The organism is Methanoculleus oceani, from assembly GCF_023702065.1.
GTDB lineage: Archaea > Halobacteriota > Methanomicrobia > Methanomicrobiales > Methanoculleaceae > Methanoculleus > Methanoculleus oceani.
On the sequence record NZ_QFDM01000001.1, the window covers coordinates 546,148 to 564,559 of the forward strand.

At 63.6% G+C, this 18,412-nt stretch carries 17 protein-coding genes and 1 tRNA gene; 8 read left to right on the forward strand and 10 right to left on the reverse strand.

Going from position 1 to position 18,412, the window contains the following annotated elements; genetic code table 11:
- The first annotated feature begins 15 nt into the window (after positions 1 to 15).
- From DIC75_RS02885 to DIC75_RS02900, 4 genes are all read left to right on the forward strand, one after another.
- Positions 16 to 1,392, forward strand: coding sequence for an MFS transporter (locus DIC75_RS02885; RefSeq protein WP_250986503.1), 1,377 nt, complete (start codon positions 16 to 18; stop codon positions 1,390 to 1,392).
- 87 nt (positions 1,393 to 1,479) lie between these two features.
- Positions 1,480 to 3,096 carry an ATP-binding protein gene (locus tag DIC75_RS02890; protein WP_250986504.1) on the forward strand — a complete coding sequence of 539 codons (1,617 nt, stop codon included), beginning with the start codon at positions 1,480 to 1,482 and terminating at the stop codon, positions 3,094 to 3,096.
- 85 nt (positions 3,097 to 3,181) lie between these two features.
- Positions 3,182 to 3,340: a rubredoxin gene (locus tag DIC75_RS02895; protein WP_250986505.1), complete on the forward strand. Its 159-nt coding sequence runs from the start codon at positions 3,182 to 3,184 to the stop codon at positions 3,338 to 3,340.
- Positions 3,341 to 3,579: 239 nt separating this feature from the next.
- Positions 3,580 to 3,741, forward strand: a complete 162-nt coding sequence (locus DIC75_RS02900; protein WP_434220818.1) for a rubredoxin — start codon at positions 3,580 to 3,582, stop codon at positions 3,739 to 3,741.
- A gap of 106 nt (positions 3,742 to 3,847) precedes the next feature.
- Here the strand turns inward: DIC75_RS02900 and DIC75_RS02905 are convergent, their stop codons facing one another.
- The gene (locus DIC75_RS02905) at positions 3,848 to 4,369 is read right to left on the reverse strand and encodes a RimK/LysX family protein (protein WP_250986506.1); all 522 of its coding nucleotides are present in this window, start codon (positions 4,367 to 4,369) and stop codon (positions 3,848 to 3,850) included.
- A 157-nt stretch (positions 4,370 to 4,526) separates the two neighbouring features.
- Here DIC75_RS02905 and DIC75_RS02910 point away from each other — a divergent pair, with 157 nt between their 5' ends.
- On the forward strand, positions 4,527 to 4,895 hold the full coding sequence (locus DIC75_RS02910; protein WP_250986507.1) for a nuclear transport factor 2 family protein: 369 nt from the start codon (positions 4,527 to 4,529) through the stop codon (positions 4,893 to 4,895).
- Here DIC75_RS02910 and thiE read toward each other — a convergent pair.
- From thiE to DIC75_RS02925, 3 genes are all read right to left on the reverse strand, one after another.
- Positions 4,892 to 5,527 (reverse strand): thiamine phosphate synthase, encoded by a 636-nt coding sequence (gene thiE, locus DIC75_RS02915; protein WP_250986508.1) that lies wholly within the window; start codon positions 5,525 to 5,527, stop codon positions 4,892 to 4,894. The two genes, DIC75_RS02910 and thiE, sit on opposite strands and share 4 nt — an antisense overlap.
- Positions 5,517 to 6,365 carry a hydroxyethylthiazole kinase gene (thiM, locus tag DIC75_RS02920; protein ID WP_250986509.1) on the reverse strand — a complete coding sequence of 283 codons (849 nt, stop codon included), beginning with the start codon at positions 6,363 to 6,365 and terminating at the stop codon, positions 5,517 to 5,519. Before thiM ends, thiE begins: the two co-directional genes overlap by 11 nt.
- An 85-nt stretch (positions 6,366 to 6,450) precedes the next feature.
- Positions 6,451 to 8,319 (reverse strand): PAS domain S-box protein, encoded by a 1,869-nt coding sequence (locus DIC75_RS02925; protein ID WP_250986510.1) that lies wholly within the window; start codon positions 8,317 to 8,319, stop codon positions 6,451 to 6,453.
- Positions 8,320 to 8,891: 572 nt separating this feature from the next.
- On the opposite strand from DIC75_RS02925, the gene DIC75_RS02930 reads away from it, so the two are divergent.
- Complete coding sequence (locus tag DIC75_RS02930; protein ID WP_250986511.1) at positions 8,892 to 11,054, forward strand: PAS domain S-box protein; 2,163 nt, start codon at positions 8,892 to 8,894, stop codon at positions 11,052 to 11,054.
- Between the two features lie 291 nt (positions 11,055 to 11,345).
- Here DIC75_RS02930 and DIC75_RS02935 read toward each other — a convergent pair.
- A tRNA-Ser gene (locus DIC75_RS02935) sits at positions 11,346 to 11,430 on the reverse strand.
- 51 nt (positions 11,431 to 11,481) lie between these two features.
- On the opposite strand from DIC75_RS02935, the gene DIC75_RS02940 reads away from it, so the two are divergent.
- Positions 11,482 to 11,685 (forward strand): ubiquitin family protein, encoded by a 204-nt coding sequence (locus DIC75_RS02940; RefSeq protein ID WP_250986512.1) that lies wholly within the window; start codon positions 11,482 to 11,484, stop codon positions 11,683 to 11,685.
- Position 11,686: 1 nt separating this feature from the next.
- On the opposite strand, the gene thsA is transcribed toward DIC75_RS02940, so the two are convergent.
- From thsA to DIC75_RS02965, 5 genes are all read right to left on the reverse strand, one after another.
- Positions 11,687 to 13,276 (reverse strand): thermosome subunit alpha, encoded by a 1,590-nt coding sequence (thsA, locus tag DIC75_RS02945; protein WP_250986513.1) that lies wholly within the window; start codon positions 13,274 to 13,276, stop codon positions 11,687 to 11,689.
- A 191-nt stretch (positions 13,277 to 13,467) separates the two neighbouring features.
- Positions 13,468 to 14,082, reverse strand: coding sequence for an orotate phosphoribosyltransferase-like protein (locus tag DIC75_RS02950; RefSeq protein WP_250986514.1), 615 nt, complete (start codon positions 14,080 to 14,082; stop codon positions 13,468 to 13,470).
- 22 nt (positions 14,083 to 14,104) lie between these two features.
- Positions 14,105 to 14,560: an NOB1 family endonuclease gene (locus tag DIC75_RS02955; RefSeq protein WP_250986515.1), complete on the reverse strand. Its 456-nt coding sequence runs from the start codon at positions 14,558 to 14,560 to the stop codon at positions 14,105 to 14,107.
- Positions 14,557 to 15,543, reverse strand: a complete 987-nt coding sequence (gene rtcA / locus DIC75_RS02960; RefSeq protein WP_250986516.1) for an RNA 3'-terminal phosphate cyclase — start codon at positions 15,541 to 15,543, stop codon at positions 14,557 to 14,559. Before rtcA ends, DIC75_RS02955 begins: the two co-directional genes overlap by 4 nt.
- Positions 15,530 to 16,387, reverse strand: a complete 858-nt coding sequence (locus DIC75_RS02965; RefSeq protein WP_250986517.1) for a ribose-phosphate diphosphokinase — start codon at positions 16,385 to 16,387, stop codon at positions 15,530 to 15,532. Before DIC75_RS02965 ends, rtcA begins: the two co-directional genes overlap by 14 nt.
- Before the next feature lie 81 nt (positions 16,388 to 16,468).
- On the opposite strand from DIC75_RS02965, the gene lonB reads away from it, so the two are divergent.
- Entirely contained in the window at positions 16,469 to 18,406 is a 1,938-nt protein-coding gene (gene lonB / locus DIC75_RS02970; RefSeq protein ID WP_250986518.1) for an ATP-dependent protease LonB, read from the forward strand.
- Positions 18,407 to 18,412 lie beyond the last annotated feature (6 nt).

Genomic DNA, 18,412 nt, shown 5'->3' on the forward strand with positions numbered 1-18,412 from the left:
GCACGAGGGATACCTGTGGAGCAGGAGGACAGCCGGCCGTATTCGCGCAGATTCATCCTGATACTGGTCACCGTCGCCACGTTCTTAAACCCGTTCACGGGCTCCGCGATCAACCTTGCCCTGCCCGCCATCGGGGTTGAGTTCTCCGCAGACGCCGCCACGCTTGCCTGGATCTCCAGCGCTTACCTCCTCGCATCGGTCATCTTCCTCCTCCCCGCCGGAAGGCTCGGCGACTCCCGGGGAAAGGTCACCGTCTTCGTGATCGGGATCGTGGTCTACACCGCCGGGGCCGTTCTCACCATCTTCACGCCCACGATAGGCCTCCTCCTCCTCTTCCGCTTCCTGCAGGGGATGGGCGGCGCCATGATCTACGCAAACAGCGTGGCCCTGATCACCCATCTTTACCCGCCCGGCGAGCGGGGCTACGCGATCGGGCTCAACACCACCGCCGTCTACGCCGGGCTTTCGCTCGGCCCGTTCCTCGGGGGCGCCCTGACCCAGTTCCTCGGCTGGCGGAGCATCTTCATCGTAACAGCGCTCCTCGCCGTCCCGGTCCTCCTCTACGCCGGTAAGTTCCCGGCATTCTTGAACGAGCGGCAGCGCGAGCACTTCGACGTCGCGGGGCTGGTCCTCTCCTCCGCCCTGATCTTCTGTCTCTTCCTGGGCCTGGCCTCGGCGACCACCCCGACCGGCGCGGTACTCCTTGCGGCGTCCCTCCTGCTCGGGGCGGCCTTCTTCCGGGTGGAGCGGCGGCAGCCCTGCCCCCTCCTCCCGGTCTCGCTCCTCGAGAAGAACAGGGTCTTTGCCGCCTCGAACGGCGCCGCCCTGATCAACTACAGCGCCACGTTCGCGGTCGGGTTCCTCCTCTCTCTCTACCTCCAGTACATCCGGGGCTACGAACCCGTCGCTGCAGGCACCCTGCTCCTGGTCCAGCCGATCATCCAGGTCTTCGTCGCCCCGGTGGCGGGCCGCCTCGCCGACCGGATGCAGCCCGGGCACGTCGCCTCTGTGGGGATGGCGCTCTCGGCCGCGGCACTCTTCGGCTTCTCCATGCTCGGCGAGACTACATCGATCGCCGTGATCCTCATCCTTCTGGTCCTGCTGGGCGTGGGGCTCGGGCTTTTTTCGTCCCCGAACACCACTGCCATCATGGGCTGCGTGGAGAAGCGGTTCTTCGGCAGCGCATCGGCGATGGTGGCGATGATGCGGTCGCTCGGAATGATGCTGAGCATGGGGGCGGTCCTCGTGGTCTTTGCGGTCATCATGGGATCGACGACCGTCACACCGGCGATATTCCCGGAGTTCCTCGTGAGCGTGCGGCTGATTTTCCTCGCCTTTGCGGTCCTCTCGGTCTTTGGCGTCTCCTTATCGCTCCGCAGGAACAGATGTTGACGGAAGGCTCCGGGCTTCCCGAAATAATCCCTCTGGAACGAAGAGGAAGCGTTAAAACTCCCGACATCCTGTGATCTCTTTGAACTGATGGAACTGGTGATCGGAAAGAACGGCGACCGCGACGTCGCCGTCGATGCCCAGGAGCTCGTCACGGGCAGGACCTGTGTCATCGCGCAGTCGGGTGCCGGGAAGAGCTGGGGCATCGCGGTTCTCTGCGAGCAACTCCTGCAGGCGCGTGTGGGGTTCTGCCTCATCGATACGGAGGGGGAGTACTCTTCGCTCAGGGACCGGTTCCCCCTCCTCTGGATCGGTTCCAGCGATGACTGCGACGTGGATATCGGGCAGGCGAACCTCCGGGAACTGATGCAGAACGCGATCTGTTCCCGGACGGCGGTGATCTTCGACGTCTCGGAGGTCAATATGCAGGAACGGGTCTCCTACCTCGCGGAAGTTCTCTACGACCTTGCGAGCGAGTTAAAGCAGCCGTTCCTGCTGATCGTGGAGGAGGCGGACAAGTTCATTCCCCAGTCGGGGGAATCCATCAAAAAGATCGAGGAGATCTCCCGCCGGGGGCGCAAACGCGGGCTCGGCCTCTTAGTCGCGACCCAGCGACCGTCACTCGTGACAAAGAACGTCCTCTCGCAATGCAACAGCCAGATCCTCGGGAAGCTCTCGATCGAGAACGACTTGAAAGCGGTCAGCCTCTTCTTTCCGTCCAGGAAAGAGGCCGGAGAACTCGCGGATCTTGAGCCCGGGGAGTTCTTCGTGATGGGTAAACTCTCGGGGGAGATGACGAAGATGCGCTTTGGGGCCCGGCTCTGCGAGCACCGGGGGCTGACGCCCAAACTCGTGCCCGCGCAGCCGGTCAGGCCGGCCGAACCGCCCCGGGCCGAACCGTGCGGCGGCGCCGCCCGGGAAGAGCCGGCGGTGCCGCCCGCTATCACGGATGTTGCGAATACCCCGGATGCCGCGGATGCTACAAATGCAGTGATCCCGGTACTTCTCCGCGAGGAGGCGCTCGATATCGCGAAGGCCAAACGAAAACGCCGGTTCCTGATCCTGGAGCCTGAAGAGCGGATCGTCTCGGGAGAGCGGGTCTACCGACCGCTTCACAGGGTGGAGATCCGCTACATCGGCGGGCTCATCCGCAAAGCGACGAAGACGGCGTCGTTCGTCATTGACGCGCTCACCGGCTGCATAGTCGAGGTGGACCGGGGGCTGAAGGTCAGGCCGGGGTTCTCGGAGCTCCTGGGGCTCGACGAGGCCGCAGTGAAGATCGTTGCAGGGCTCGCGAACGGCGGCTCGACACTGGTCGAGATCGAGGCCGACACACACCTTTCGCCCGCCGTGGTGAAGAAGGCGATAAAGAGCCTTGCGGAGGCGAAACTCATCACCGAGATGAAGACGGTAGGCGACACGAGGGTCTACGTGCCCCTGCTGGCAGACGAGGTTCCGGCGTTTTCTGCCCTCCGGCCGGGGACCGACCTCCCGATGGAACCCCTCCGGGAGGAACCTCTCGAAGCGAAGGTCACGGAATCCTCTCTCCGGATCATCCTGAAGGGACTTGAGCCGACGGCGGAGATCGTCGGGTTCGACACGATCTACTACCCGGTCTACCTGATCCGGTTCGCATCGGATCGCGGAGAACGCTCGATCGTCCTCGACGGCTGCACGGGAAAGGAACTTCTCTTCCCGACATCGTGACCGGAGTACTTATCCTCACGCGGGAGTACAGGAGATCTTATGTCCTGCCGCCCTCGCGGCCGGTGGGCGGAGAGGTGAACGAGTTATGGATTCATACCGATGCGGCCTCTGCGGCTACGTCTACTTCCCGGCAATTGGCGACACCGACCACGGCGTCAAGCCTGGCACTGCGTTTGAGGACCTGCCCGAAACCTGGAAATGCCCCCGGTGCGGCGCGGCGAAGAGCCGGTTTGTGAAGATCTGAGAGTGGTGGACACTTTCGGACCTCTATCATCTTCTCTCTGACGTGACGGTGAGAGCATCCGCTACGCCGGCGTTTTTTTCTCCGGAAGGCGAAGGAGGCGGTTTTCTTCGTCCCCGAAGGGCGAGCCCGCCGGGAACTCCATCCCCCGATCTCCTGACCGGAGTACTTATCCCCACGAGGATACATGGGTGCCGTGCCCCTGTCGACGTTGCGGCCGGTCGGGGCGGTGAGGTGAAGAGATGATGGATTCATACCGGTGCGGACTCTGCGGCTACGTCTACAACCCCAGGGCCGGCGAGCCCGGCCACGGTATCGAGCCCCGCACGGAGTTTGGAGACCTGCCCGAGAACTGGGCATGCTCCCGGTGCGGTGCGGAGAAGAACCTGTTTCGGAAGGTGTAAGGGGCAGGTTCGGGCTGGCCCCCCACTACAAATCTTCTCTTTTAGGGGTGTGTCCCCTCACGAGAATGTTGTATAGCGTCCTGTTCTCCCGGCTGCGCAGGCGCCCTCACCCGAACCGGAAGATCCTGAGCCCCTCCCCGCGGATCTCCCGCCCGGCGAGGTGCTCCATCTCGTGGTCGATCCCGTAGGCGGTGGAGCCCGAGAAGGCCATCTCCACGGCGCCGAGGTCTTCGGTCCGGATCGTCCGCTCGAGCGGGTGGACGGTCATCCGGATCGCCCGGCGGGCAGCAAGGCGCACCCGGTAGGGCCGCTTGACGAGCAGCCGGACGGGAGCGTTGCCGCACTTCTCGAGCCGGTGGACCGTTCCCTCCCGGTCCAGGAGGACCGGGTCGACGAAGAGGTAGATCTCCTCAAGCGAGTAGCCGGTCCGGCTCTCTTCGTCGTAGACTGTGGTCTTCGTGACGGCCGAGATGGCGGTGAGACCATCCGCGGCGTAGCTCCAGTCGCCACCGTAGCGGAGCGAGAAGAGGAGGGGGACGAGCGCATCGGCGGGTATGCCGAACCGGTCCGCGAGGGCGGCCTCCGCGGCGGCAAAAGCGAGTTCTTCCCGGATCTCGTCGGTCTCCATCGGTCGCCCCTGCGGCCGGGACGCGGATAAATGCTCCGGCGGTCAACAGAACCTGCCGTCCGGGCGCACGGTGCGGGGGTCTTTCGTGGCCGCGGCCAGCCGCCCGAACAGACCGTGAGAAACGGTTATTATCGACCCCCGCGTCTACCTTCTCCCTATGAAAGACCTGTTGACGGTTCTGCTGGATATCGAGAAGCGGGCCTGGGAGGCTGCCGACACCCGGGACGTGGAGTTCTACCGTGATTATCTCGCGCCGGAAGCCCTTGTCGTCAGCCCCCCGGGCATCCTCTCCCGGGAGGGGATTCTCGAGGATCTCACACAGAACCCCCATGAACTGCCCGCGTACACCCTCAGGGACCCGAAGGTCGTGCCCCTCGGGGAGGAGAGCGCCGTTCTCGTCTACACCGTCTCTTTCGGCGGGCAGACGCTCTTTGTATCGACCGCGTATACACGGAACGACGGCCGGTGGCGGGCGGCCTTCCACCAGCGGACGCCTGCTTCTCCTGTGACCGAACCGGCGGATTAGCGCCTGCCGGCCTTCGCAACAGCGATCCGGTTCCGGAGGTCGCGTGCGGCGGCGGTGACGTCCTCCTGCCCGACGATCGCAGATATCACCGCAACCCCGTCTGCTCCCGCGGCGATGACGTCGGAGACGTTCCCCGCGGTGATCCCGCCGATCGCGACGAGGGGGAGGGGGACTGCGGCCCGGATCGCCGAGAGCACGGCAAGCCCGTGGCCCGGGCCCGCATCGTCCTTTGATCCGGTCGCAAACGTCGGGCTGAGCGCCACGTAGTCGGCCCCCTCCTCCCGTGCCCGGACTGCTGTCGCGACGGACCCCACCGAGGCCCCGATGACGAACCCCGGTGGGGCGAGCCGCCGCGCATGCCCGATGGGGAGGTCGCTCTCCCCGAGGTGGACCCCGTCCGCACCGACCGCGAGGGCCACGTCCAGGCGGTCGTTCACGATGAAGAGCGCTCCGGCGTCATGGGTGACCTCGCGGATTTCGGAGGCCGCATCGAAGAGCTTCCGGCCGGAGAGTCTCTTGTCGCGGAGCTGGACCGCGTCCGCGCCGCCGGCGACGGCCCGGCGGGCGAGCTCCGCGTGCGAGAGGCCGCGGCCGATCGTCTCGTCGGTGATCACGTAGAGGTCATACGCCATACGGTTCCTCAACCCGTGCATGCCCGGCAAGGTCTTCGAAGGTAAGCCCGGCAAGTTCATCGAAGAGTGCCGTCCGGAACGAGTAGGGCCCGCGTGCCCCCGCCGCGGCCCGCTCCCCCGCCCGGCCGAAGGCCGCGAGCGCCGCCGCCGACGCAACCGCACAGTCGTCTGCAACCGCGACGAACGCCCCGGTGACCGAAGCTGCCATGCACCCCGTCCCGGAGAGCCGGTCCATCGCCGGGTTGCCGTTTTTGACCAGATACACACGTTTTCCATCGGTGACGACGTCGACTGCTCCCGTCATCGCCACCACGGTCCCGGTCGCCCGGGCGCACTCCCGCGCCGTCTCGACGGGGTCGCCCGTGACCCCGCCGGAGTCCACCCCCCGGACACTCCCGCCGGTCCCGGCGAGGACGCCGATCTCCCCGGCGTTCCCCTTCAGGACGGCGATATCGAGGGCGTCGAGGAGGCGCCGTACGGTCGCGGTCCGGAACGGCGTCGCCCCCGCACCGACGGGGTCGAGGACGACCGGGACCCCGAGATCGTTTGCCCGGCGGCCGGCGATGAGCATGGCGTCGACCTGCGCCGCCGAGAGCGTCCCGATGTTCAGGACGAGGGCGCCGGCGGCGGCGACCATATCGGCGACCTCCTCGGCCGCCTCGGCCATCACCGGGGCGGCCCCGGCAGAGATCGTGATGTTCGCGCAGTCGTTGATCGTGACGCTGTTCGTGATATGGTGCACAAGCGGCCGCTGTTCCCGCACGGCGGCGAGGAGGGCGGCGGTGATCGCGCCGTCCATGAGGCGTGTCGGAGAGTTATCCACAGTATTGGTCGGCATACGTACCTATTTCGACGGCAATTTCTTAAACCCGGTCGTTGTCGGCGGGGGCGTCGCCGGCCCGCCGGGCGGCGGCATCCCGGGCTCACTCCCGGTCGTGCCGCCGGAGGAACTCGCGGACCATCCGGGACTCCACCCACCCCTGGTCCAGCTGTCTGATGTACCCGTTGATCCGCTCGACCTGGTCGCGGATGACCGCTGCCGTCTCCTCGTCATCCAGCAGTTCCGCTCTCCCCAGGGTCACCTGCAGGGGCTGGCGGATGTGGTCGCCGAGGACGGCAAACTGTTCGATGTTTCGTTCGATCTGCCTGAATGCCTCCCGGTGAAGCTGCTCGATCTGTTTCCGCTCGGTGATGTCCCTGCCGACTGCCTGGACGCCGACAACTTTTCCGTGCTCCACGATCGGGGATTCGTTCAGTTCAACGAACGCTGTCGTCCCGTCTTTGCGGCGGAACTCGACCTCGAGCCCCTCGACCGGCTCGCCCCTGGCCATCTTCGCCTGCCCTTCCTCCCACGCGGCACGAGAGAGGGGGCTGACGTAGTCGCGACACCTGCAGCCGATGAGTTCTCGCGGGGTGTAGCCGAGGATGCGGATCACGGCCGGGGAGATGTAGGTGATCCCGCCGTCGTGATAGCAGGTGTAGATCATATCGAAACTCCGTTGCGCGATCTCGCGGAACTTCTCCTCGCTCTTTTTGAGCGCCTCTTCGGCTGTTTTTCGCTTGATCCCCTGCGCCAGAACGTTTGCGGCCGCCTGGACGAAGTTGATGTCGTCCAGGGTGAACCTGCGCAGGGTCCGGGTATGGGCGCCGAGCACCCCGTACGGCGCCTCGTCACCCTGGACGATGACGCTGATGCCGCTTAAGATCCCCTCGTTCCGGAGGAGGGCCGGGCCCCGGAACCGGGTCTCGGCGTCGAAGTCTTCGACGATCACCGGTTTGCGGGAGAGAAGCGTATACCCCGCCTGGGAGTCGGTTCCCCCGTTCACTTTCTCGGTACCGATCCGGACTCCGCTGAACCCCACCGCCGCCTCGAGGATGAAGAGATCCTCTTCGGGCAGGTACCGGAGCACTTTGGCACACTCGACCTCCAGGTGCTCGGTCACCGCCCGGATCACGGCGTTCATCAGTTCGGGAGGCTCAGCCCCTGCAAGAGCCAGCTGGCCCAGCGCCGCGATGGCCGCCTGTTGTGCAACCCGGGTGGCGGCGAGGCGCTCGGCCTGTCTTCTCGCGGTGACGTCGAGGTTGACCCCGGCCCAGAGGACTATCCTCCCGTGCCCGTCACGGACGGGGGCACCCCGGGAGAGAATGGTGCGATACCCTCCCCCGGGTTCAGGAATCTCGAGTTCGTGGTCCCACTGGCACCCGGAATCGAGGCACCGTTTCCATTCGGCGCGTGCCGCTGCCGCGTCCTTGAGCGGTATGCATTCCATCCATCCCTGGCGCCGGCAGTCCTCGAGCGTCCTTCCCGTCAGATCGAGGAATGAGGGCGAGATGTAGAGTGCAGTGCCGTCCGGCTCGCAGGTCCAGGTGCCGTAGGGAATCAGTTCACCGATGCAGGTATAGACCGATCCGGGCTTGATCCGCGCTGCTTCGTCGCGTTCGGGGGTTACGTCCCGGAACCGGGCGAGCACCATCCCGGCGTACGGCTCGTCGGACATCACCCGGCACGAGAAGGAGAACCAGCGCACCTCACCGGTGGAGGTTCGCATCCGGCAGGCGGCGTGCGCTACCTCCCGCCGGCACCGGAGCGCCTCGAGCACCTGGCCGGCAGTATCTTCCTCCTCGATGAGCGGCGCAAGGTGGCGGACGATGAGGTCGCCTGTCTCCATACCGTGGGTCACTTCACTGCCGATCCCGAACGTCTCCCGAAACGACCGGTTCAGCAGCGCAACGGTGTTGTCACGGTCAAGAATGACGACGGCGTCGTCCAGTTCGTCAAAGCAGCGGTACACTGAGGACCTCCGTGGCCGGCATATGCGGAACCCCGGAGTGTGGGTGCCGCATGTCAGGTAGTATAGTACCTGTTCATGAACCTAGTGCTTTTCGGAATCCCTGCATTCGCGGCGATACAGGGAGCGCGGGTAGAACCCTGGAGAATAATGTTCTGCAGATATGGGCCGTCCTATGATGAAGCGTTGTCGCAGGGTCGCATCGGGCTCCGGTGCGAAACCTCGAAGTTCCCGGGTCTGCATTAAAACGCGGTGGCGAAGAGTGGGAACAGGCGACCCGGTCTCTCCTTAATAGGATTCCCGAAGGCATGCTGATGTGGATCTTCGAGGAGGTCCTTAAAGGTCCCGATTGGCTGATTACCCGCCGTTTCGGGATCGGTATGGAAGTCCGGAACCTCCTGCGCGCCGGCGTGATGACATTGCCGCCAGAAGATGCCATATTTAAGAAAAACGCGGTATATATCAATTTATATCGTGAAAATCGGATCCTATGTTGTGGACAATCGTTTCCGTTACAGTTATTACACCCCTCAGTGTATTCACTGCATAATCCAGATTGGAGTTTACTTTTTCCGATGTCCACACCCCCAGGAACTACTCGGACGGGAGCCGATCCCACCAGACGCGACGAAGAGACGCAGGGTATCTCCGCCGAAGTAGAGCGGCTCGTTCGCGAGCGGACTGCCGAACTCCTGGAAGAGAATGAAGCGCTTCGGCAAGAGGTTGGGGAACTCAAGCAAGCCGGAGAAGTGCTGAAAAAGGCCTATACCGAGCTCGACGACCGTGTCAGGGAACGGACGACTGAACTGGAGCGCGCCAATACCCGGCTCTTAGTCGAGATCGAGGAGCGTAAGCGAACCGAAGAAGTCCTCCGAGAAAGCAAGGAACGGTTCATAGCATTCATGGATAACAGCCCCGCAGGCGCCTGGATGAAAGACGAACAGGGGCACCTCGTATACTTAAATAAAACCTTAGAGGCCCATTTCAAAGCCCGACTCCAGGTATGGCGGGGTAAGACGGATTTTGAACTATGGCCTCTGCAGGTCGCCGAGCAGTTCCGGGAGAATGACCTGACCGTCCTCAAGGAGGGCAGGGTCATCGAGGTCGTGGAGGAGACGCCCAACCCGGAAGGCGGTTCTACCTATTGGTGGAACTTCAAGTTTCCCTTCCAGGACGCTTCGGGTAAAACGTATGTGGGGGGCATCGGGATCGATATCACCGCCTGGAAGCGGACCGGGGCGGCATTGCAGGAGAGCGAGGAGAAGTACCGGAACCTCGTAGAACTCGCGCCGGAGCCGATCGCAGTCCATCGTCAGGGTAAAGTTGTCTACGTCAATCCTCCCTGCGTCGCGCTCTTCGGTGCAGAGAGACGGGACGATCTCATCGGTAAACCGACCCTCCAGTTTGTCCATCCGGACGACCATGAAGTGGTCAAAGGACGTATCCGCCAGATGGCGGAAAAGGATACGACCGCGCCTCTGATCATAGAGAGGTTCGTAAAACTCGACGGTCAGGTCATCGACGTCGAGGTCGTTGCTACCCCGATAATGTACGAAAACATGCCTTCAGTGATGGTCCTCTTCCGGGACATCAGCGAGCGCAAGCAGGCTGAGGCGAAACTCCGTGCCGTCATGGAAAGGGAGCATTTGAGAGCCACCGAGCTGGATGCGACTCTTGCATCGATCGCATCGGGCGTCATCATCTACGATACCACCGGGGCTATCGTTCGGGTGAACGAAGCGGTGCGTAAGATGATCGACAGAACATCGATATCTCTCGATCCTATCCATTTCGAGGAGCGCCAGGCGGGTTTTGGGGTCCTGCGGGAGGATGGGACGCTGCTCTCTCTCGAGGCGACCCCCTACTACCGGGCGTTGCGCGGAGAGACCGTGCAGGGAGAAGAGGTGATGGTTACCCGCCTGGACCGAGAACCGCTCTGGGTGGACACGTCGGCAGCTCCTATCCGCGATGGCGGCGGTGCTATCGTCGGGGCCATTGCCATCCTCACGGACATCACCGAGCGGAAGCGGGCTGAGGCAGCGCTTCAGCGATATGCAGAGAACCTGGGCCGTCTCCACCACGATCTGGAGACCTCGAATCGGGAGGCGAACCTCTACCTGGATATCCTCACCCACGACATCGGGAACACCGAGAACGTCTCGAACCTCTACGCCGACCTGCTCATCGAGTCCCTGAATGGAGAGGCAGCCGGATACGTGAAGAAACTGCAGCGCAGCGTCCAGAAGAGCATCGAGATCCTGGGCACCGTCTCCACTATCCGCCGGATCCATCGGGCGAAGACCGAGCTGAAACCGATGGATCTTGATGCCGCAGTCCGGGGGGTAATGGAAGGCTATCCCGACAGTATCTTCTTCTATCACGGCGCGCATCACCAGGTCGAGGCCGATGACCTTCTCACCGTGGTCTTCAACAACCTCATCGGCAACGCCGTCAAGTTCGGTGGTCCCGAAGTCGTAGTCACCGTCCGGACGGAACAGGATGACGGGTTCGTCCGGGTATCGGTCGAGGATACCGGTCCGGGTGTCCCGGATAAAGGTAAGCAGGAGATCTTCCAGCTGTACGAAATGAAGAAGCGAGGTGTCGGTAAGGGACTCGGTCTCTACCTGGTACAGATCCTCGTGGAACGCTACGGCGGCAAGATCTGGGTCGAGGACCGGGTGCCGGGCCGCCCGGGAGAAGGCGCGGCGTTCAAATTCACATTGAGACCTGCCCTGTAAACCCATTGATCGGGCTAATTCCGGCAGATGATGCCGACACTCCTGTTTACCCTGAGAGTGCCGACGCTTCTCTGTGGCTTGAATTCAGCGATGAGTTCTTCGACGAGATCGACATAGTCCTTCTCGAACCTTCGTTCTTCGAATCCGCGGGCAATTGAGTTGTACGCGTAGACTCCTTCGGCGCGATGGAGTTTCCTGTCCTTTAGAGACAGTGGGCTAAGCTCTGCATGCAAGAGGGTCAGAAGAAGGGTGGATGTGCTTTTCGGCAGCGATTTGAACGTGAATGGTAAACGCCGAGGGGGAGATTTGAACTCCCGAGGTGCCAGGCACCAGTGGCTTTCGAGGCCACCGCCTTCCCGGACTAGACTACCTCGGCACAGAATCAGCCTAGAGTATTTAGGTTCTTCGACTATAATAGTATCGAGATATGCTCTGTCGATTCACCCTTATCCCTGACGGCAGCGTGCTGGTCTACCAGGTGCGGCCGGGGGACACCTACGAGACCGCCCTCCTCTCCTTCGGGCTCAACCCGGATGCGGCGTTAATCTTTTTCCGCGGAAGGAGCCTGCCGCAGGATAAAAAAATCGAGGAGGAGGAGGTCGGCATCTTCCTGACCTCCTCACGTGGATGACTTACTGTGCGCCCGGTCTTCCGGACTGGGTGACCATCATGTCGTCGACCCGGACGAGGAGCATGGTCGTCTCGGTCGCGCTCTTGATCGCCTGGGTCTTCACCCGCAGGGGCTCGATGACGCCGGCCTCGCGCATGTCCACAACCTCGCCGGTGTAGACGTTGAGCCCGGCGTGCTTCGCGCCGTCGGCGTGGGCCTTCCTCAGGGCGACGACCTTGTCGATCGTGTCGAACCCGGAGTTCTCCGCGAGTGTCTTCGGGATAACCTCGAACGCGTTCGCAAACGCCTCGATGGCAAGCTGGACCCGCCCGCCGACAGTTGCGGCGTAGTCGCGGATGCGGAGCTGGAGTTCGGTCTCCACCGAACCGCCGCCGACGACGAACTTGCCGTCCTCGATGGCGTCCTGAACGACCCGGCATCCGTCGTAGACCGCCCGCTCGAGTTCGTCCAGCAGCAGCTGGGAAGTGCCCCGCAGGAGGATCGTGACGGCCTTCGGGTTGTCGCAGCCGGAAATGATCGTCAGGTCGGCATCAGGGACCTCCCGGGTCGCTTCCGCGTGGCCGAGCGTCGCTGCGTTGAGTTCTTCGGGCTTGTTGACGATGGTGCCGCAGAGCGCTTTCGCGGCGAACTTCATATCCTCCTCCTTCACGTCTTCGATGGCGTAGATGCCGTGTTTGGCGAGGTAGTACTGCACCGCATCGGCGATCCCCTTCTGGCAGAGGACGACGTTTGCGCCGGAGGCAACGACCTGGTCGGCAAGTTTCCGGAGAGACGCCCGCTCCTGCTCGGAGAACGCCTTCATCTGGTCGGAGGAGGTGATCTTGATCTTCGACTTCACCTGGGTCTTCGTGATCTCGAGCGGCAGGGCGAGCAGGGCTACTTTAGCGTCCGTGACTTTGGTAGGCATCTGCTCGAAGACGCGCTTCTTGTCGATGACGATACCCCGGATCAGTTCGGCGTCATGCATCGAGTCGCCGACCTGCATCTTGATCTTGACGTCGTCCTCGTCCACGATGTAGGTGCCCTTGCCCGTCTCGGTGGCGACCTGCCGCACCGCGTCCACCACGATGCCGGAGATCTTGTCCTTGACCGCTTCGATGGACTTGCCGGTCATGGCGGTGTCGGCGATCTTCAAGAGGTCGTCGCGGTCGCCGAACCCGACGGTGATGGCCAGATCGTCGAGGAGCAGAAGGGCCTTCTCCATGCCGAGCTGGTAGCCGTTTGCGATGATCGTGGGATGAACCTCCTGGGCGAGCAGTCTCTCCGCCTCTTCCATCAGCGACCCGACGAGTACGGTCGCGGTTGTGGTGCCGTCGCCGACCTCGCCGTCCTGGGTCTCTGCAACCTCGACGACCAGTTTGGCGCCGGGGTGCTGCACGGACATCTCGTGCAGGATGGTTGCTCCGTCGTTCGTGATCACCACGTCACCGCTGGAGCTGACCAGCATCTTGTCCATTCCCCGGGGACCGAGCGTCGTCCGAACGGCGGCCGCAATTGCCTTTGCAGCCATGATATTCGAGCGCTGCGCCTCGAATCCGCGCGTGCGCTCAACATTTTCCCGTAAAATAATGATGGGCTGTCCAGCAAGCATTGTATAATCCTCCTTTGTCCGTTAGGTTTGTTCAGAGGTTCTATATATACTGATCGATAGGTCCCGTCCTCCCCCGGGCGCACCCGCCGTTCGGCGGGGGTGGATCGCCTGTCAGCCGACGGTACGCGCCTGGTACCCCGGCAGATGCACCGCCCTGTTCCGGCCCTCTCAAAAAAGCGTGTTCGGGTTCTTCACCCGAGCCTCGATATCGCGAAGAGCGAGTGGACCGGGACGCCGTCGATCTCCCGGACGCCCTGCTTGTCGAAGAGCGACCAGACCGCCATCGGCACGGCTCCGTGCCGCCGGAGGAACGCTATCGCCTCGGCAAGCGTCGTCCCGGTCGTGACGACGTCGTCGATGATGATGCAGCGCTCCCCGGCAATCGTGGAGAAGGTGCCCGAGAGGGATCCGGTAGGGGCCTCGCTCCGGCTGTGTTTCGCCGGGAGGTAAACCGCGAGTTTCAGCCCCTCCTCCGCGGCGATGAGAGTGGCGAGCGGGACTCCCGACAGCGCGATGCCGACGACCGTGTCGGGGACTTCTCCAGCGGGATACACGGCCTCTTCCTCAGCCAGGTAGAGGAAGCGCTTGAGCATCATCATCGCCATGTCGCCGAGGAGGACCCCATGGCTCCCTATCGCCGTCCAGTCGATGTGAACATCTTTCGGGGCCTCCATGCCCTTTTGCTGGGTGAGCAGCCAGGTGACTGTCTCCATCGAGAGGCCCAGCTCATCGGAGATCTGGCCGGGCGTGTGCCCTTCTGCCTGGAGCGCCTTTGCCTTCGTGATCAACTCTTCAAGGGCGGACATGGAGAAGAGATCTCCAAGGAATCTATTTAAGTTTTCTTTTGATTGCTGCGCCGCAGACCGGACAATCCCCCGGCTCCCGCCAGTACCGGCCGCACCCGCTGCACCGGTAGCGCCACTTAATAGCCCGGGCGGGCCGCTGCCGGATGCTCCGGGTCTCGATTTCGAGGCGGTGCGCGACGTTCTGGACCGCAAAGTCGTCGGTGACGAGGACGGCCGATAGTTCCAGCGCGAGCGCGAGGATATCCCGGTCGGTCCCGGAGAGCACCCCGGCATCCCCTGTCCGGAGTGCGGCCGCGTCGACCCGTATGAGGTCCTCCTCGCGTGGCTCCCGGACCCGGAGTCCCGTGGCCGCGAGCGCCGTAAAGCGGCACTTCGCGTGGAGGTCGCCGAGTTCCCCGACAACCGAGGGGGTGGTCCATGCAGCCCCCTCTATGGGCATCTCCGAGAAGAAGACCGAAGCGTCGAGGACCAGCGTCATGCCGAGAACTCCACGATATCATTCTCCCGGCACCGAACCCGGTACCCGAACTCCGCGAGGAGCCAGCAGGCGGTCTTCGCGTGCATCGAGAGGGTGTGGGTGCTGTACTCCCCGCCGTAGCAGGCGAGGTAGACGAGGAGCTGGTCGGCGAGGTGGACATCGGTCTCACCTGGGCTGCGGCACTCTTCGATCAGGGCCCGTGCGGCCGTCCGGCCCACCTCTTCGGCGGGAAGCCCCCTCTTCCCGAGAGCGACGGCGCCCTTCGCCCCGCTCCATACCGTGATGGAACTCCCGGTGCTCGTCCCGCCCCCCCGGGGGTCGAGTGCCGCGGCGCAGGTGAGACCGAGGTCGCTCCCGATGAGGTCCCGGGCAGCGGCCGCCTGGCGCTCGACGACGTGCCCGGGGAGGTCCGCCGAACAGGAGACAAGCCCGCACCCCCCGTCTTCCTCCTCCGGGATCGCGATCGGGCCGGGCCTGGCCGGCTCTACCCGGACGTGCACCCGGCCGCCTCCCCGGGGATAGTAACCCCGCTCGAGCACCGTGATCTCGATCGAGGCCCCGGCACGGCGGAGCACCGGTGCGAGGACGCAGTCTACGTAATCGATCGTCGGGCTCCACGCCACCTCGGTCCCGCCCGTGACGGTGATGCTCCCGCCGGCGTGGAGGGCGACCGGGAGCCACGCCTGCAGAATGAGGGGGATGCTCCCGGCGGTTCCGGGATCTATCTGGAGATCGGCCTGCCGGAGCCGGCCGGGAGCGAAGACGATCTCGCCGCTCCCGGGATGGAGACCCGTGCATTCGGCTTCGCAGGCCCCGGCGACCGCCCTGACCGCGGCGATGTGCTGGGGTGCGAGCCCGGGATTTGGCCGGTTCTGCCGGATCCGGGTGACGGTGACCGGAGTCGTAGAGATCGCCGATAGAGCGACCGCCAGGCGAAGGATCTGCCCCCCTCCCTCCAGATGGGTTCCGTCAACGATGAGCATCTTCCCTGATCGCGGTGACGATGGCGCTCGCGGCCGATATGAAGCTTGAGGCGTTCTCGTAGGTATCGCTGGAGACGACCGAGGAGATCCCCGCTGCCCGCAGGCGCGTATAGGCGCCGCTCGAGAGCACCCCGTGAACGCAGGCCGCGTGAATGGATGCGGCTCCCTGTTCCCGGAGCATGCAGGCAGCGGTCGCGAGGGTCCCGCCGGTGGATATGATGTCGTCCACGATCACGACCTCCCGCCCGGCGGCGTCGATGGTCTTTGGGGCGATCCGGACCTCTTCACCCGAGAGCCGGGTCTTTTCGAGGTGGTCGCAGTCCCACCCGCCGACCGCCGCAACGTCGGTCGCAAAATTGTTCGCCCCTTCGTCCGGAGCGAGAATCAGGGGATTCTTCAGGCGCAGGTCGCCGATGTACCCCCCGATGGCCGGGGCAATGGTGACATTCTTTGCCGGGACGCCGAAATGATCCAGTACGCTCGTGTCGTGGATGTTGATGACGAAGACCCGCTCGATGCCGGTCGAGAGGGCTCGTGCGATCGCCCGGGCGCTTATCGGCTCGCCCGGAAAGAAGCGCTTGTCCTGCCGCGAGTAGCCGAGATACGGGACCACCAGCGTGATCCGGGATTGGTCGGCGGCATCGATCGCGAGGAGGGTCTGCACGAACATATCGTTATCCACGATGCTGCTGACGACCAGGGTCTCGTCGTCCAGTTCTCCGCACCGGAGGTACATCTCTCCGTCGGGAAACCGGGTGAATTTCGTCTCGACCAGCGGTATTCCCAACTTTTCGGCGATGCGGGCTGCCAGGACCTGGGACCGTTCCGTGCTGATTATTCTCATAGGACACCTTTGCTAGAAAGTATTTGAACGAGGATGAATAAATTATATAAGTATCAGTGCAGCAAAGAGGTAAACTCGACGATGGATTCAACGACTCCAGCAGAAATCCCCAATATCGAGCTCACGAACGACGAGCTGGCAGAGACGGATGTCTTTTCCGGTCTTGAGCTGAGCGCATCGTCAGATATCGACGTACCCCCGAGTCTCATCGATCAGGTCATCGGCCAGGAACACGCCGTCGAGGTGATCCGGAAGGCTGCGGTCCAGCGCAGGCACGTAATGATGATCGGCACCCCCGGAACCGGCAAATCGATGCTGGCGAAGGCTATGGCCGAGCTCCTCCCGAAAGAAGAACTGCAGGACATTCTGGTCTATCCGAATCCCGAGGATAACAACAACCCCATCATCAGGACCGTGCCGGCGAGCCGCGGCAAACAGATCGTCACCGCCCACAAGGTGGAGGCGAGAAAGAAGATCCAGATGCGGAGCACCCTCATCATGCTCCTCATCATCGGTATCATCGGTTACGCGATCATCACCTACCAGTGGCTCATGGGCATCATCGCCGCCGCGTTCATCTTCATGGCGCTGAAGTACTCGACGCCCCGCGAGGAGACGATGGTCCCGAAACTCCTGATCTCTCACGATCCGAGCACCCCCGCGCCCTTCATCGACGCCACCGGCTCGCACGCAGGCGCCCTGCTCGGCGACGTCCGGCACGACCCCTTCCAGAGCGGCGGCCTCGAGACCCCTTCCCACGACCGCGTCGAGGGAGGGGCCATTCATCGGGCGCACGGGGGCGTGCTCTTCATCGACGAGATCAACACCCTCACCCCGCACTCCCAGCAGAACCTGCTGACCGCGCTCCAGGAGGGCACCTTCCCGATCACCGGCCAGAGTGAGCGCTCGAGCGGTGCGATGGTCCGGACCGAGCCGGTCCCCTGCCGGTTCGTGATGATCGCGGCAGGCAATATCGACGCCATCCAGGGGATGCACCCGGCACTCCGGTCGCGTATCCGGGGCTACGGCTACGAGGTCTACATGCGGGAGACGATGGAGGACACCCCGGAGAACCGGAAGAAGTTCCTCCGGTTCATCGCCCAGGAGGTCAAGAACGACGGGAAGATTCCCCATTTCGATCGCAGCGCCATGATCGAGGTGCTCCGCGAAGCCCGGCGCCGCTCGAACCGGAAGGGTCACCTGACCTTAAAACTCCGTGATATGGGCGGGCTCATCCGGGTGGCGGGGGACCTCGCCCGGCAGGAGGGCACGGAGTTCACCTCGGTAAAGCATGTCCTCGCCGCGAAGTCGGCCTCCCGCTCGATCGAGGACCAGATCTCCGATGAATACATCCGGCGGAGCCGCGACTACGACCTCGCCGTCGTGGAAGGCACCAAGGTCGGCCGGGTGAACGGGCTTGCGGTGATGGGGAGCGACTCCGGTTCGGTGCTTCCCGTCATGGCCGAGTGGACGCCGCGCCAGGGGGAGGACGGCACGGTCGTTGCGACCGGTATGCTCCAGGATATCGCCAAGGAATCGATCATGAACGTCAGCGCCTTCATCAAGAAGTTCACGGGCAAGGATGTCCGGGAGATGGACATCCACGTCCAGTTCATCGGCACCTACGGCGGTGTCGAGGGCGACTCCGCCTCCGTGACCGTGGCGACGGCGGTGATCAGCGCCATCGAGAACATCCCGGTGCGCCAGGACGTCGCAATGACCGGGTCGCTCTCGGTCCGGGGCGACGTTCTTCCCATCGGCGGGGTCACCTACAAGATCGAGGCGGCCGCGAAGGCCGGGATCAAGACGGTAATCATACCGCGGTCGAACTTAGACGACGTCCTCATCGAGGACCGCTACCGCGAGATGGTCGAGATTTTGCCGGTCGACCACATCAAGGAGGTCCTCCAGAACGCGCTCGTGCCCGAGAACCGCGAAGGATTCCTCTCGAAGCTCCGGAAGATGGCGGTCAATCCGACCGGCATCTTCGATCCGAGTCTCGGGCGTTCTCCGGTCTGATGCCCT

Coding starts and splice junctions, on each gene's coding strand:
- DIC75_RS02890 (WP_250986504.1), top strand. CDS start 1,480: ATGGAACTGGTGATCGGAAAGAACGGCGACCGCGACGTCGCCGTCGAT.
- DIC75_RS02950 (WP_250986514.1), bottom strand. CDS start 14,082: ATGTCCGCCCTTGAAGAGTTGATCACGAAGGCAAAGGCGCTCCAGGCA.
- lonB (WP_250986518.1), top strand. CDS start 16,469: ATGGATTCAACGACTCCAGCAGAAATCCCCAATATCGAGCTCACGAAC.
- DIC75_RS02955 (WP_250986515.1), bottom strand. CDS start 14,560: ATGACGCTGGTCCTCGACGCTTCGGTCTTCTTCTCGGAGATGCCCATA.
- thiM (WP_250986509.1), bottom strand. CDS start 6,365: ATGCCGACCAATACTGTGGATAACTCTCCGACACGCCTCATGGACGGC.
- thsA (WP_250986513.1), bottom strand. CDS start 13,276: ATGCTTGCTGGACAGCCCATCATTATTTTACGGGAAAATGTTGAGCGC.
- rtcA (WP_250986516.1), bottom strand. CDS start 15,543: ATGCTCATCGTTGACGGAACCCATCTGGAGGGAGGGGGGCAGATCCTT.
- DIC75_RS02930 (WP_250986511.1), top strand. CDS start 8,892: ATGTCCACACCCCCAGGAACTACTCGGACGGGAGCCGATCCCACCAGA.
- DIC75_RS02940 (WP_250986512.1), top strand. CDS start 11,482: ATGCTCTGTCGATTCACCCTTATCCCTGACGGCAGCGTGCTGGTCTAC.
- DIC75_RS02900 (WP_434220818.1), top strand. CDS start 3,580: ATGATGGATTCATACCGGTGCGGACTCTGCGGCTACGTCTACAACCCC.
- DIC75_RS02905 (WP_250986506.1), bottom strand. CDS start 4,369: ATGGAGACCGACGAGATCCGGGAAGAACTCGCTTTTGCCGCCGCGGAG.
- thiE (WP_250986508.1), bottom strand. CDS start 5,527: ATGGCGTATGACCTCTACGTGATCACCGACGAGACGATCGGCCGCGGC.
- DIC75_RS02910 (WP_250986507.1), top strand. CDS start 4,527: ATGAAAGACCTGTTGACGGTTCTGCTGGATATCGAGAAGCGGGCCTGG.
- DIC75_RS02965 (WP_250986517.1), bottom strand. CDS start 16,387: ATGAGAATAATCAGCACGGAACGGTCCCAGGTCCTGGCAGCCCGCATC.
- DIC75_RS02895 (WP_250986505.1), top strand. CDS start 3,182: ATGGATTCATACCGATGCGGCCTCTGCGGCTACGTCTACTTCCCGGCA.